This is a genomic window from Exiguobacterium sp. 8H (assembly GCF_902506255.1).
Lineage (GTDB): Bacteria > Bacillota > Bacilli > Exiguobacteriales > Exiguobacteriaceae > Exiguobacterium > Exiguobacterium profundum.
Genome location: NZ_LR733429.1, coordinates 2,608,853 through 2,623,217, shown reverse-complemented (window position 1 = coordinate 2,623,217; position 14,365 = coordinate 2,608,853). Strand labels below are relative to the sequence as shown.

Sequence of the window (14,365 nt, the reverse complement as noted above, 5' to 3'; positions counted from 1 at the left end):
AAAGTGAGAGGGGCTTGTCGCCCCTCAACGATTACAAACCACAGCGTTCAAAAATCGTATCGACACGGCGTACGTGATAACGCGGGTCGAACAACTCATCGAGCTCTTCACTCGTAAAGAGTGCGCCCATCTCTTTGTCCTCTTCAATCAATGTACGGAACATCGTCTCTTCTTCCCATGCCTGCATCGCTTTCGGTTGAACCGCGTCGTATGCTGCTTCACGTGACCAGCCCTTCTCGATGAGACCGAGTAAGATCCGTTGCGAGAAGATGATCCCGAACGTACGGTCCATATTGCGGCGCATGTTGTCCGGGAAGACCGTTAAGTTCTTCACGATGTTACCGAAACGGTTCAACATGTAGTTGAGGAGAATCGTCGCATCCGGAATGATGATTCGCTCTGCTGATGAGTGCGAGATGTCACGTTCATGCCAGAGTGGGACATTCTCGTATGCTGTCATCATATGACCGCGAATGACGCGTGCAAGACCCGTCATATTTTCAGAACCGATTGGGTTACGTTTATGCGGCATCGCAGATGACCCTTTTTGTCCTTTCGCAAAGAACTCTTCCACTTCGCGTGTCTCTGTTTTTTGAAGTCCACGAATCTCGGTTGCCATCTTTTCAATCGATGTGGCAATCAATGCGAGTGTTGACATGTACTCGGCATGACGGTCACGTTGGAGTGTCTGTGTCGAAATCGGTGCAGCTTGGATACCGAGCTTGTCACAGACGTATGACTCGATGAACGGGTCGATATTCGCAAACGTCCCAACCGCTCCGCTCATCTTCCCGAATTCAATCGTTTCGCGAGCTGCCATGAAGCGTTTTTTGTTTCGTTTCATCTCTTCATACCAGAGGGCGAGCTTCAGACCGAACGTGGTCGGTTCCGCGTGAACGCCATGGGTACGTCCCATCATGATGTCATACTTATGTGCCTTCGCTTTTTCTGCGAGAATACCGATGAAGCGATCTAAATCGGCTTCTAAAAGATCATTCGCCTGTTTGATTAAGTACGAGAGTGCCGTGTCGACGACATCCGTCGACGTCAATCCGTAATGTACCCACTTTTTCTCTTCTCCGAGTGTCTCGGAAACGGCACGAGTGAACGCAATCACATCATGACGTGTCTCTTGTTCAATCTCTAGAATGCGATCAACATCGAACGATGCCTTGTCCCAAAGAACTTGTACATCTTCTTTCGGGATGATACCGAGTTCACTCCAAGCCTCACAGGCATAAAGTTCAACTTTTAACCAAGCCTCGAATTTGTTTTGATCAGTCCAAATGTTTGCCATCTCTGGGCGGGTGTAGCGTGAAATCATAAAACGGTCTCCTTCCAAATTGCCAGTTGTTCGATGGTATGAAGCGCTTCTTCGACCGTGTCACCAAGGACGTTCAAATGTCCCATTTTGCGACCTGTCTTCGCTTCATCTTTTCCATACAGATGTAGTTTAACATTCGATGGCAATGCTTTGACATGAAGTCGTGGCATATGCTCGCCGAGAAGGTTGACCATGACGACAGGCGATGTCAATCTCGTCCGTCCGAGGCGCATCCCGGTCACGGCTCGAATGTGTTGTTCAAATTGTGAGGTTTCACAAGCGTCAATCGTGTAGTGCCCGGAGTTGTGCGGACGCGGCGCAAGCTCATTCACATATAGACGGCCATCCGCCATGACGAACAGCTCGACAGCGAGCGTTCCCATTAAGCCGATATGGTCTGCAAGCTGGAGAGCGAGGTGTCTTGCATCCTCTTGAATCTCATTTGATACGCGAGCCGGTACAATCGATAAATGTAGGATGTTGTTGTGATGAATGTTTTCACTGATTGGGAATGTCGACGTTTCGTCATACCCTCTCGTCACAATGACTGAGATTTCTTTTTCAAATGGCAACCAAGCTTCGGCGACATATTCCTGCTCGACAAAATGTTCAACGAATGTCTGAAGATCATGTTCCGACCGAATGACCGTCTGCCCTTTCCCGTCATAACCGAAGCGACACGTTTTGATGACAAATGGTGAGCCGAGCTTCTCATATGCCTGCTGTACATCTCGCACCGTACGTACCGAAACATACGGTGCGACACGTAGTCCTGCTGATTCAATCATCTGTTTCTCTAAAATTCGATGTTGCGTCGCCTTCAATACGTCCATACCTTGTGGGCATTTTTCTTCGATGGCTGCAATCATTTCCGTATCGATGTTCTCAAATTCATAAGTCACAACGTCTGAACGAGCAGCGAGTTCTTTTGCGGCATTCACATCATCAAATGAGGCAACAATTGAATCTGCCACTTGAGCAGTCGGTGCATCTGGGTTTGGATCGAGACAAAGCGTCGTGTATCCCATTGCGCTCGCACTAAGAGACATCATCCGGCCAAGTTGTCCTCCACCTAAAATTCCGATTCTCATCAGACCAACTCCTCCGTTCCTCGAATCGCCATCTCTTGTTTCTTCTCACGAAATGCATCAAGTCGATTTGTAATGTCTGTGGAGTGGATGCTGAGGATTTGAGCAGCCAATAACCCTGCATTCGTTGCTCCCGCTTTTCCGATGGCAACAGTTGCTACTGGAACTCCTGCAGGCATCTGAACAATTGAGAGTAGCGAATCCATTCCATTGAGTGCTTTCGACTGTACCGGGACACCGATGACAGGAAGTGTTGTTTTCGCAGCGACCATTCCAGGAAGGTGGGCTGCCCCACCAGCACCCGCAACGATCACTTGGATGCCTCTGCTTCGTGCCTCTTCAGCATATTCGAACATAAGGTCTGGTGTACGGTGAGCTGATACGACTTGTTTTTCATATGGAATCTGTAATTCATCCAACACGTCACATGTATGTTTCATCGTCTCCCAATCAGATGAACTTCCCATGATTACTCCAACTGCTACGTTCATTCCCAATGTCCCCCTTACAAAAAGAAATCCCTAAACCGACAATCAGTTTAGGGTATAGGCATGACAAATACACGTCCGCTACACCCCATAGTCTGATCAGAATCGGTGATCAGGTAGAAACTTGCAAGCCATTTCCTTGCGATTATATGGAGCACTATTTATTTTTCTTATCTCACACGCCTATCGTACCTTGTTCTTTGAAAACATGTCAATAAACTGCGAACATTTTAATTGTCTGAATATTTATCGTTCGCTTTTTAGACGTTATCAGCATAATCATCTTCGGTAATGTATGCTATTGAAAAGGGGGAGTTAGATGAGTTACATCGCAAGTTTACGGGAAGTGATTGGGAATCGTCCCATTATCAGTGTGGGAGCGACCATTTTGGTCATCAATCAAAAGCAAGAGGTACTGATGCAATTCCGATCGGATACACTTGACTGGGGATTACCAGGAGGATCGATGGAGCTCGGGGAAACGCTGGAAGAAGTCGCTGCAAGAGAATTAAAAGAAGAAACTGGACTTCTCGCTGAGCAATTTGAATTAATCCAAGTCTTTTCCGGTTCAGATGGTTACTTCAAATATCCAAACGGAGACGAGACATACGGTGTCATTCATTTATACCAGGCGAAAGGAGTACATGGAGCGCTCGTCATGGAAGATGGTGAAAGTTTGGCTCTTGAATACTTTAGTAAAGAGAATCTTCCTAAAAAGATAGAAAAACGAGCTCAAACTTTATTGGATGCGCTTGGAGATCGATGCTTTGAACGCGAACATTCATTTTGAGACATAAAAAAGCCGTCACGCAGATTGTGTGACGGCTTGGCATTAGGATTCTTTAGAGACGCATTCAAATAAAATCGATTGATGGGAATGGACAGGTTCATCTTTGGCTCCCGTTTGCTCAAAGACGGGCTTTTCAATACGGCGTATAGGACGATAACCCATTTCATTGATTCGATCTAAACATTCACTGACCGTTTCATTTGGTTCGACATATACTTTGATCTTCTTAGCCATTGCTTCTTACGTCCTCTCTTCCACTAAGCTGAATCGATGATATGAAAAAACGGCGGCCCTTGAGCGAATGCTCCAGAACCACCGTTTGCCTGGCAACGTCCTATCCTCACAGGGGGAGATCCCCCAACTACTTTCGGCGCTGAGACGCTTAACTTCCGTGTTCGGCATGGGAACGGGTGTGGCCGTCTCGCTATCGCCACCAGACTTTAGGGCTTGTTCCCTGAAAACTGAGGATTCATCAACACAAACCATAGACTAGATCAAAGCCTCGACCGATTAGTATCATTCAGCTCCACGTGTCGCCACGCTTCCACCCATGACCTATCTACCTCATCGACGGCTTCCTGCGCTCGACTTGCATGTATTAGGCACGCCGCCAGCGTTCGTCCTGAGCCAGGATCAAACTCTCCAAAGAATTTGATATAGCTCTTAAATTGACGAAGCTTGCGCTTCATTCAAAAAATGTAAAACTTTTTTTGCCTCATCGTTCAGTTTTCAAAGTTCGTCTGTAAAAAAATAAAATTGGTGGAGCCTAGCGGGATCGAACCGCTGACCTCCTGCGTGCAAGGCAGGCGCTCTCCCAGCTGAGCTAAGGCCCCAATATAAGTGATGATGGTCGGGAAGACAGGATTCGAACCTGCGACCCCTTGGTCCCAAACCAAGTGCTCTACCAAGCTGAGCTACTTCCCGTCTAAAAATGGTGCACCCTGAGAGATTCGAACTCCCGGCCTTTAGATTCGTAGTCTAACGCTCTATCCAGCTGAGCTAAGGGTGCGAGACGAATAATCATCATGGGAAAATATTAATGGTACCGAGGGCCGGACTTGAACCGGCACGAGGAAACCCTCGCAGGATTTTAAGTCCTGTGCGTCTACCAATTCCGCCACCCCGGCAAGGTATAATTTCTAGCGGTAGACTTTTTAAAAAGATCAAATGGTGCCGGCGAAAGGATTCGAACCCTCGACCCTCTGATTACAAGTCAGATGCTCTACCAACTGAGCTACACCGGCAGGTGTAAATGGTGGAGGATGACGGGATCGAACCGCCGACCCCCTGCTTGTAAGGCAGGTGCTCTCCCAGCTGAGCTAATCCTCCAATATGTAGCCTGGCAACGTCCTATCCTCACAGGGGGAGATCCCCCAACTACTTTCGGCGCTGAGACGCTTAACTTCCGTGTTCGGTATGGGAACGGGTGTGGCCGTCTCGCTATCGTCACCAGACAAATATGATATTAACATTATTTTAACATAATGTCAACATGTTTTTTGAGATTGTTCTCTCAAAACTGAGGATTCATCAACACAAACCATAGACTAGATCAAAGCCTCGACCGATTAGTATCATTCAGCTCCACGTGTCGCCACGCTTCCACCCATGACCTATCTACCTCATCGTCTCTGAGGGGTCTNGTTATCCCAGACCTATGGGCAGGTTCTTTACGTGTTACTCACCCGTCCGCCGCTCATTCCACCGTCGTCCCCCCGAAGGGTTCAGACGGCTTCCTGCGCTCGACTTGCATGTATTAGGCACGCCGCCAGCGTTCGTCCTGAGCCAGGATCAAACTCTCCAAAGAATTTGATATAGCTCTTAAATTGACGAAGCTTGCGCTTCATTCAAAAATTGTAAAACTTATTTTGCCTCATCGTTCAGTTTTCAAAGTTCGTCTGCCGCTCTTGGCGACTAAATGATAATAACATTTAATTCATTTTGATGTCAACAACTTTTTCGTTTGTTCAACGTTTGTCGCTGGCAACAGAGATAACTATATCACCTGCTTTTTGATCTTGCAAGCATTATTCTAAAAAAACTTTTAAATCTTTTTCTACATCATCCAAAGTTCGAATCCCAACTCCTTAATGGAAGAAGGAAGAATAAATCACTTTAAAGAATACACTTATATCTAAAAACGACTATAAACCTATAAGGAGTCAACCAATGATGCAATCCGATTTACAGCGGCCTAAGAAACGTTCACCGTTCAGAATCTGGTCTGGTACACAAATTTATACGCTTAAGCGACGAATAGAATGGATGACGGACAAACGAAAGTATGTTTCAAAACGAAACACTGACCCGATGTCATATCTGATCCATACACACCGAACTCCTTTGTATCGCCAACTCCGAGATGTCGACATGGAAGTCCAGCATAACAAGGTAACCAACCTAAAAATTGCAATTACCAAACTGAACGGCTCTATCCTGAATCCAAACGATGTCTTCTCCTATTGGAAGATGATCGGCAAGCCAACGAAACGTAAAGGATACGTCGACGGAATGATTCTCCATTACGGAAAAGTCACTTCAGGAATCGGTGGCGGACTTTGCCAACTGTCCAATCTAATCTATTGGATCACCTTACATAGCCCATTGACCGTGACCGAACGTTATCGTCACAGCTATGATGTGTTCCCAGATTACCGACGGGACCAACCTTTCGGAAGTGGCGCGACATGTTCTTATAATTATCTCGACTTACAAATCACAAACCAGACGGCACAAACGTATCAACTCCTTCTATATATAGAGGGAGATCATCTCGTCGGGGAATGGCGCTCGAACATCCCTAATAAAGAACAGTATCGTATATATGAAGAAAACCATCATTTCACCCGGGAATGGTGGGGTGGAACGATACGACATAACCAGATATTTAGAGAAGTCACTTCAATGAATGGCACACATCTTCGAAATGAGTTCATCACAGAAAATCACGCGATCACGATGTACGATCCATTCCTTCCTGAAAATACTGCATACAAAAAAGCCGACTCGTAATAACAGAGCCGGCTTTTCAAATGAACTTATGCGTGTGGCAAGAACATGAAGTATGCCAAGAAGATGACCAACATCCCGTACATGATCGGATGAATCTCTTTCGTCTTCCCTTTTGCAATCATCATGAGTGGGTAAAGGATAAACCCAAGCCCAATTCCCGTTGCGATTGATGATGTAAGTGGCATCATGATAATCGTCAAGAATGCAGGAACTGCAATCTCGATCTTTTTCCAATCGATATCAAGAAGAGCCGAAGCCATGAGCACACCAACAATAATCAGCGCAGGAGCTGTTACCGGCGCCGTAACAACTGCCAAGAGAGGCGAGAAGAACAATGCCAAACCGAAGAACAATCCTGCAAAAACAGCAGTCAATCCTGTTCGTCCACCAGCAGCGACACCTGCTGACGATTCAACGTATGAAGTCGCTGTAGATGTTCCGAAGATTGCACCTGCCACCGTCGCTGTCGAGTCAGCTAACAACGCCTTACTCGCACGTGGTACTTTGTTCTCTTTCATGATCCCAGCTTGACGCGCTACCGCGACGAGCGTCCCAGCTGTATCAAAGAAGTCGATGAAGAAGAACGTCAAGATGACAACGAGCATTTGAAGCGTGAACACATCACCGAAGTTGATGAAGGCTTGACCGAATGTAGATGACATACTCGGCGGCATCGACACAACGTCTGAGATTGCTGTCGGTGTCGGCACAAGACCGAAAATCATCCCGACAATCGCCGTCAACAACATCCCGATGAAAATACCACCTTTGATGTCGCGCGCCATAAGCAAGGCGCTGACCACAAGACCGAACACCGCGAGAAGCGTCGTGCCCGTACCAAGTGAACCAAGACTAACAAGTGTTGCTTCATTCGCGACAACGATGCCTGCGTTTTTCAAACCGATGAAAGCGATGAAGAAACCAATCCCTGCAGCAACCGCCATTTTGAGCGGAGCCGGAATCGCATTAACAATCGTTTCGCGAATTCCTGATAACGTCAATACGATAAAGAAGAGACCTGATACAAGTACACCTGACAAAGCCGTTTGCCAAGAAATACCCATCCCGATGACGACGCTATATGCGAAGAACGCGTTAAGGCCCATGCCTGGCGCAATCGCAATTGGGTAGTTCGCGAGAAGTCCCATCGTCAATGAACCGACTACCGCGACAAGACCTGTCGCCACGAAGACCGCTCCAGTATCCATACCCGCTGCCCCAAGAATGTTCGGGTTAACGAAAAGAATGTACGCCATCGCGAGGAAAGTTGTAAATCCTGCGATCAGTTCCGTGCGGACACTCGTACCGAGTGCTGTGAGTTGGAAGTAACGATCGATCCGACTCGTCGTTGATGGTTGTTGCTGTTCTTGCTTGAGCTGTGTGCTCATTTGTTTTCCTCCTTGTGCTCGCCGTAAAACGAGAAAAGGCCCCCGGCAAATGACCGAGGACCCCACGCGAAACATACGAGGGCATACACCCTCATCTATGTCTCGCCGTAGTGAAATCATTTAAGGTGATTTCGTAGAGACTCTCGGGCCATATCCCCGATATTATACGGCAAAATATTTTATAATTGTTCGGTTATAATAAGAACGTTCTTATCGTATCAGCGTAAAAATAGAATGTCAACTAAATTCACGGATTTTACATCGATAAAAAACGTTAATGTTCGGTTTTAAGACAAAACAGAGGGGAATCCCCCTCTGTTCCGCTTATTCCCATTCGATTGTTGCAGGTGGCTTAGACGTGATGTCATACAGCACACGGTTAACGTGGCTGACTTCGTTTACAATCCGGACAGAGATCTTCTCAAGCACATCCCATGGAATACGTGCCCAATCAGACGTCATGCCATCAATTGAAGTGACCGCACGGACACCGACAGCATAGTCGTACGTACGCTCGTCACCCATGACTCCGACCGAGCGAATCGGCGTGAGCACCGTGAAGTATTGCCAGATGTCGCGTTCAAGTCCAGCTTTCTTCACTTCTTCACGTAGAATCGCATCGGATTCACGCACGATTTCTAACTTCTCTTCCGTGATTTCACCGAGGACACGGATTCCGAGGCCTGGACCCGGGAACGGCTGGCGCCACACGATATAGTCTGGAAGACCGAGTTCGGTACCGAGTGCACGGACTTCGTCTTTAAAGAGCGTGTTGAGCGGTTCGATCAACGTGAAATTCATATCTTCCGGCAACCCACCGACATTATGGTGTGATTTGATCGTTTGCGCTGTATCTGTGCCGCTCTCGATGATGTCTGTATAGAGTGTCCCTTGTGCGAGGAAGTCCATATCGACGAGTTTCGATGCTTCTTCATCAAATACGTAGATAAACTCGTTTCCGATAATCTTACGTTTTTGCTCAGGGTCCGAGACACCAGCCAACTTCGTCAAGAAACGTTCTTGTGCATCGATTTTGATGACTTTCATGTTGAATCCGTCTGCGAACGTCTTCATGACGCTATCCGCTTCCCCTTTACGAAGGAGACCATGGTCTACAAACATACACGTCAACTGGTCACCGATTGCGCGATGAACGAGTGCGGCCACGACAGAAGAGTCGACACCGCCCGAAAGCGCACAAAGAACTTGCTTATCGCCAACGATTTCACGGATTTTCTCCACTTCGAGGTCGATAAAGTTTTCCATCGACCATTCGCCTTTCGCACCACATACTTCATAGATGAAGTTTTTTAAGATGTCGTTTCCGTACTCCGAGTGACGAACCTCTGGATGGTATTGGACACCGTACATTTTCAACTCATCGTTTTTAATTGAAGCGACCGGGCAAGACGGGTTCGTTCCATCGACGATAAATCCTTCCGGTGCTTCCATGACGAGGTCACCGTGGCTCATCCATACTGTATGTTCGACTGGAAGACCGTTATAAATCGCTGATGCTTCCGGCGTCGAGAACAATGTCGCTTTTCCATATTCACGATGAGCGGCGCGTTCCACACGACCACCGAAGTGATGTGTCATAAGTTGCATCCCGTAGCAGATTCCGAAGATTGGAATACCTAGTTCAAAGATCTCTGGATCACAACGATATGCGCCTTCCGCGTATACGCTATTCGGTCCACCTGAGAAGATGATGCCGACTGGGTTCAATTCGCGAATCTCGTCTGCCGTCATCTTATGCGAATGCAACTCACTGTATACACCAAGGTCACGGACACGACGTGTGATCAACTGATTATACTGACCACCAAAATCAAGCACCAAAATCATTTCTTGTTCTACTTTCACGAAATCTCCACCTTTCTGCCTTCTCCTCAAAAAAAGGACGCGCCTCTCCCCAGATTATCCAAACCGAAGAAGAAGCACGCCCTTTTCTTTGTATACGAAACGTGCTCCTTCATAGTCGGTCCATTTACGGTGGTCCGGTAGAGACTCTCGCGCCAATTCACGAGTATATACGAAGGAATGCCATGTTCAATTATCTAACTAATGCGTCTATCTTACTTGATGCATCCCGTCACTTCAACTCATAATTCGATGAATCATGATTTTCCAATATTCTTTATATTTTGAATTCGGCTCTTGTTCCGCATAAACAGCTTGCTCAAACAAAGCCGTCAGACGGGTCATATCATTCGTTTCATAGTAGGCGTCGACCTCTTTGGCGAGTTCCGAAGGCGTACATCCATCAATTTTGAATCCGTTCGCACGCAGTCGTTTCATCAAATAGCGGTGCATCGAGACGAGGCGCCCATCCGTGAGCGGACGACTCATCCACCAGACATACATGATTTGACGCTCGATGATTTTCCGGTTCCAAACGAGGACCGCCACGAGGAAGAGAATGACAATCCATCCCCACACCGGCATGTTACGTGCCTCCTCTTGAACATCACCTGTCGTCACGTCATCGATCAACAAATCTTCTTGCGGACGGTTTTGCGTATCGTTGTCCTGATTTGCTTGGGGATCATTCGCAGCCGGCGTCGTATCTTCCGTATCCGTTTCTCGTTCCATCTGCAATAAGTTGGCGTCCGAGAAACTGATTGTCGCTTCTAACGGAACCCAGCCCGCGCCTTCAATGAAATACTCGACCCACGAGTGGGCGTGACGATTTCGAATCGTATGTTCTTCCTCACCTTGAATGACCCCTCGTGTGTCACCCATCGTAAATCCTTTTACCCAACGCGTCGGTATGCCGTTCGCGCGCAGCAATACGGCAGCTGACGTCGAGAAGTTATCGCAATACCCGATTTGTGTGTCGAACAGGAACTGGTCAACATAATCCGTGTCCCCTTCCGGTTGTGCCACATTTTCGGTGTCGTATTGAAATTCTCCATTTCGGAAATAAGCTTCTACCGCTTCCGCCTTCTCGTTCGGTGTCTCACTCTCCGCCGTGATGTCAGCGGCTAAATCTCGTACACGCTCTGGCAACGATTCCGGTAGCTGTAAATAGACCTGTTGCTCTTCTTCCGTGAGCGATGTGATCTCTTCATTTAATGCCAGTTGTTCTTCAGAGAAAGCCGGGACACTATAACGAAGTTGGATCGTCCGCGGAGTCGATTGTTCCTCATTTTCAAATACAATCTTTCCGGACGGTTGCGTCGTAATCGTCTCGTTCGGGAAAGCCCGTTCGATATCACCGACTCGAAATTCGGTACCGGACTCTGTTTCGATAGCTTGCGGATATTCTCCACCGTAAGGAACAAACGGTTGTCGGCGCTCAAAACGTAACAATGCCTGTTCCGGTGTCGTATCCACTTCCGAGTCCACTAACTGACCACGATTGTAGTTAGAGTCCAGGACTGGTGATTCGACCCAACCTTTCCCCGTATAAATCGCCTTGGATTCGATACGCCAATAGCGTGCCGGCACGCCGCGAGCGATGAAGACGATGCCGTCATCCTGTTCGAACGGACCACCTAGCGATTCGTCGTTCACTCCATACCCAACTCGACCCGGGCCACTCCCATCACCTTCCGTCGTCGCATTCCGAAAACTCGTAGTGATACGGTCAGACCAATCGCCTTCAAGCGTGGGTGAAGCACTTGCGAGAGCCACGACGACACTGAGGAGTAGTCCGATACTGACGAATCGGACGAGCGATTGACTCGGTCGTTTTGCCAAATCGGTGACAAATAGTAAGAGGAGCGATGTGACGATGGCATACAGGATATTGCCTTCCCCGTCATACAACGTCCACGTATCAAAATAGGCCATGATGCCGAGAGTCGACACAATCATCCCAAGGGCAAAACTATAACTTGGATACGTTCGTCCGACGAGCACAGCAAACAGTAAGCCGATCAGTGCCATGGCAGAGAAGAAAATCGCTTCATTCGGCAGTTCACCGCTCACGACACCCATCAAATCTTCCATCCATAGACCAAACCAGTCCAAAATACTGCCGTGATAGGCATACAAGACGATGAGGAAATTAAGAAGCGAGATCCCAAGAAAAGCTGCCCAAGGCAGAAGACTGGCAAACATCGGCACGATGAGCAGGAAGTAAAACGGCCACGTCACATCGAACGTCGTACTTCCAACAATCGGCTCAATCCAGAACGACAACAAATAGGCGGCAAGCGCCGTATAGACGATTCGGGTTACCCATGTCTTCATACTGTCACCTCATTAACTGCCGTGTAGAGATGATAGCTACCCTGTGTCTCATGCATCAACTCTCGAATGGACGTCGTTTCAAAAGGACTGATCAAAATCAAATCTCCAGTTTGTTGAGGCAGTTTCTGCTTCACTCGTTCGACGAGACGCCCCTCAGCTTCTGGCGTTGCGGTCAACAAGTAATGACCGACTTCTGCACTCTGGTCAGGAAGATGGAACAGTCGCACCTGCTCTTCAATGACGTAGAGCTCAAACGGCAGATTTTTTCGTTCTAACTGACGAATCGCTCCAACAAGTAAGGATAGGGAACGTTCAAATGCCTCTTCATACCCCGCAGAGACGGCTGGTACGAACACGAGTGAAAGCTTCTTCTCTTGTTCTTGGTCAAACGTCTTGGTCATCAAGTTCCCTCGGCGTGCGGATGCCTTCCAATCAATCCGTCCGATTCGGTCTCCTGCCGCATACTCCCGAACCCCGCTGGTCGTATTGGCCACTTCGGTATATGTCCGCATTTGACGATATTGCTCCCCACGACCCCCGACATGTTCGTCTCGAGGTAAATCAAACGGCAACTCAGCGGGTGACACCTCGACGACCGTCTCGAGTCGTAACGTCCGCTTCCGGTCGAACAGACCAAATACGTCACGTACATGTAGAACGGTGCGGTCAAAGACATGAATCCCACGCTTGATCGCCTCGACCTCATAATGGACGACTTCTGCTTGTCGGAAAAAACGGTCTACAGGCACGACAATCGTCTTGTCTTCATCCGTCAAACGTTGTGGCAATCGCTCCTCTAACGTGACCATCCCAATCAAGAAAGGGTACTTCCGTTCAATTCGTAACTCGACATCCATTGTTTGTCCAGAAACAAGTCGCTTCGTTGTCACACGGCGCACCACATTTGCCGCTGTGACCGGATAAATCATAAAGAGTGTCCAGTAGACGGTCAACACAGCGAACGACCACCATAAGGTCGAAGCGACGATACTGCCTTCGATGCGGGCAAATGCATACAATCCGAATGCCGCCGCCCATACAACGAACAGCTTCATCCAGTTTTTCATACTTCATTGACCTCACGATCCATCGGGACAGGCAACGTATCCAGCCAATCTTGAATCAACTGATTCGGTGATTTTCCTTTATACCGTGCTTCTGCTGTCAAGAGTACGCGATGTCCGAGCACACTCGTCGCCATCGCCTTCACGTCATCCGGCAAGACGAAATCGCGATTATGGATATACGCCCACGACTGTGCCGCTTTCATCAACGCCAGTGTGGCTCGCGGACTTCCTCCTAAATACGTATGCGGATCTTTTCGAGACTCATGCACCAATCGCACAATGTACTGTTTGACCGCACTCGACACATGCACGTCTCTCACTTCACGTTGCATGAGTTCAACTTCTTGCTTCGTAATCACGCTCTGAAGCGCCTCGAGCGGCTCTTCTTTTTCAAACCGCGACAATAATGCAATTTCTTCATTGAATGTCGGATAGCCCATCTCGATTTTAAGTAAGAAGCGATCCAACTGTGCTTCCGGCAACGGATACGTCCCTTCATGCTCAATCGGGTTTTGTGTCGCCATGACGAAGAAAGGTGACGGTAACACTTTCAATTCCCCGTCCACTGTTACACTTCGCTCAGCCATCGCCTCAAGAAGAGCCGATTGCGTTTTCGGTGAGGTCCGGTTAATTTCATCCGCTAAAATGATGTTACCCATGAGCGGACCTGGTCGATATTCAAATTCCCTCGTTTTTTGGTTGTACATCGAAATCCCGGTCAAGTCGGATGGTAACATGTCCGGTGTGAATTGGATGCGCTTAAAATCTAAGTCAATCGCTCGGCTGAACGTACGGACGAGCATCGTCTTTCCGACCCCTGGTACGTCTTCAAGCAGCACATGTCCACCTGCCAGCAAGGCAGTGAGACTTTTTGCGATGACTTCTTCTTTTCCGACAATCACGGTTTCAATAGCAGTAATAATCGATTGGACAGTTGGACGGTACATGACGGACTCCCCTTTTTCTCTGATCTAGGATGACTGAAAGTTAGAATGTTCTGACTTTATT

11 protein-coding genes, 6 tRNA genes, 2 rRNA genes and 3 riboswitches are annotated in these 14,365 nt (G+C 47.9%); of the genes, 2 read left to right on the top strand and 17 right to left on the bottom strand.

The window, feature by feature from the left end; genetic code table 11:
• Positions 1–31: 31 nt before the first annotated feature.
• The 3 genes from purB to purE are packed head-to-tail and all read right to left on the bottom strand — an operon-like array spanning position 32 to position 2,903.
• Positions 32–1,324, bottom strand: a complete 1,293-nt coding sequence (gene purB, locus GVY43_RS13745; protein WP_015880706.1) for an adenylosuccinate lyase — start codon at positions 1,322–1,324, stop codon at positions 32–34.
• Positions 1,321–2,415 carry a 5-(carboxyamino)imidazole ribonucleotide synthase gene (purK, locus tag GVY43_RS13740; RefSeq protein ID WP_201302257.1) on the bottom strand — a complete coding sequence of 365 codons (1,095 nt, stop codon included), beginning with the start codon at positions 2,413–2,415 and terminating at the stop codon, positions 1,321–1,323. The genes purB and purK overlap by 4 nt, the downstream gene beginning before the upstream one ends.
• The gene (gene purE / locus GVY43_RS13735; protein ID WP_159563479.1) at positions 2,415–2,903 is read right to left on the bottom strand and encodes a 5-(carboxyamino)imidazole ribonucleotide mutase; all 489 of its coding nucleotides are present in this window, start codon (positions 2,901–2,903) and stop codon (positions 2,415–2,417) included. The genes purK and purE overlap by 1 nt, the downstream gene beginning before the upstream one ends.
• A gap of 68 nt (positions 2,904–2,971) precedes the next feature.
• Positions 2,972–3,073, bottom strand: a riboswitch (purine riboswitch).
• Between the two features lie 146 nt (positions 3,074–3,219).
• On the opposite strand from purE, the gene GVY43_RS13730 reads away from it, so the two are divergent.
• The gene (locus GVY43_RS13730) at positions 3,220–3,690 is read left to right on the top strand and encodes an NUDIX hydrolase (RefSeq protein WP_159563478.1); all 471 of its coding nucleotides are present in this window, start codon (positions 3,220–3,222) and stop codon (positions 3,688–3,690) included.
• A 42-nt stretch (positions 3,691–3,732) separates the two neighbouring features.
• On the opposite strand, the gene GVY43_RS13725 is transcribed toward GVY43_RS13730, so the two are convergent.
• The 9 genes from GVY43_RS13725 to rrf (GVY43_RS13685) all read right to left on the bottom strand — a co-directional run bounded on the left by GVY43_RS13725 (position 3,733) and on the right by rrf (GVY43_RS13685) (position 5,144).
• Positions 3,733–3,924: an NETI motif-containing protein gene (locus GVY43_RS13725; RefSeq protein ID WP_015880702.1), complete on the bottom strand. Its 192-nt coding sequence runs from the start codon at positions 3,922–3,924 to the stop codon at positions 3,733–3,735.
• Between the two features lie 87 nt (positions 3,925–4,011).
• Positions 4,012–4,128, bottom strand: a 5S ribosomal RNA gene (gene rrf, locus GVY43_RS13720).
• A 319-nt stretch (positions 4,129–4,447) separates the two neighbouring features.
• Positions 4,448–4,523: transfer RNA gene (locus GVY43_RS13715), tRNA-Ala, on the bottom strand.
• Between the two features lie 14 nt (positions 4,524–4,537).
• Positions 4,538–4,614 (bottom strand) — tRNA-Pro (locus tag GVY43_RS13710).
• An 8-nt stretch (positions 4,615–4,622) separates the two neighbouring features.
• A tRNA-Arg gene (locus GVY43_RS13705) sits at positions 4,623–4,699 on the bottom strand.
• Between the two features lie 31 nt (positions 4,700–4,730).
• A tRNA-Leu gene (locus tag GVY43_RS13700) sits at positions 4,731–4,817 on the bottom strand.
• A gap of 41 nt (positions 4,818–4,858) precedes the next feature.
• Positions 4,859–4,934, bottom strand: a tRNA-Thr gene (locus tag GVY43_RS13695).
• Positions 4,935–4,943: 9 nt separating this feature from the next.
• A tRNA-Val gene (locus GVY43_RS13690) sits at positions 4,944–5,019 on the bottom strand.
• Positions 5,020–5,027: 8 nt separating this feature from the next.
• Positions 5,028–5,144 (bottom strand): 5S ribosomal RNA (gene rrf / locus GVY43_RS13685).
• A gap of 715 nt (positions 5,145–5,859) precedes the next feature.
• Here rrf (GVY43_RS13685) and GVY43_RS13680 point away from each other — a divergent pair.
• Positions 5,860–6,702: a VanW family protein gene (locus GVY43_RS13680; RefSeq protein WP_159563477.1), complete on the top strand. Its 843-nt coding sequence runs from the start codon at positions 5,860–5,862 to the stop codon at positions 6,700–6,702.
• Positions 6,703–6,728: 26 nt separating this feature from the next.
• Here GVY43_RS13680 and GVY43_RS13675 read toward each other — a convergent pair whose 3' ends face one another.
• From GVY43_RS13675 to GVY43_RS13655, 5 genes are all read right to left on the bottom strand, one after another.
• Entirely contained in the window at positions 6,729–8,090 is a 1,362-nt protein-coding gene (locus tag GVY43_RS13675; RefSeq protein WP_015880700.1) for an NCS2 family permease, read from the bottom strand.
• Between the two features lie 88 nt (positions 8,091–8,178).
• A riboswitch (purine riboswitch) is annotated at positions 8,179–8,280 on the bottom strand.
• Positions 8,281–8,414: 134 nt separating this feature from the next.
• A complete protein-coding gene (gene guaA, locus GVY43_RS13670; RefSeq protein ID WP_159563679.1) occupies positions 8,415–9,938 on the bottom strand; it encodes a glutamine-hydrolyzing GMP synthase in 1,524 nt (507 codons plus the stop codon).
• A gap of 110 nt (positions 9,939–10,048) precedes the next feature.
• Positions 10,049–10,149, bottom strand: a riboswitch (purine riboswitch).
• Between the two features lie 41 nt (positions 10,150–10,190).
• Entirely contained in the window at positions 10,191–12,290 is a 2,100-nt protein-coding gene (locus GVY43_RS13665; RefSeq protein ID WP_159563476.1) for a transglutaminase domain-containing protein, read from the bottom strand.
• Positions 12,287–13,357: a DUF58 domain-containing protein gene (locus GVY43_RS13660; RefSeq protein ID WP_159563475.1), complete on the bottom strand. Its 1,071-nt coding sequence runs from the start codon at positions 13,355–13,357 to the stop codon at positions 12,287–12,289. Before GVY43_RS13660 ends, GVY43_RS13665 begins: the two co-directional genes overlap by 4 nt.
• The gene (locus tag GVY43_RS13655) at positions 13,354–14,304 is read right to left on the bottom strand and encodes a MoxR family ATPase (RefSeq protein ID WP_074034693.1); all 951 of its coding nucleotides are present in this window, start codon (positions 14,302–14,304) and stop codon (positions 13,354–13,356) included. The genes GVY43_RS13660 and GVY43_RS13655 overlap by 4 nt, the downstream gene beginning before the upstream one ends.
• Between the last annotated feature and the right edge of the window lie 61 nt (positions 14,305–14,365).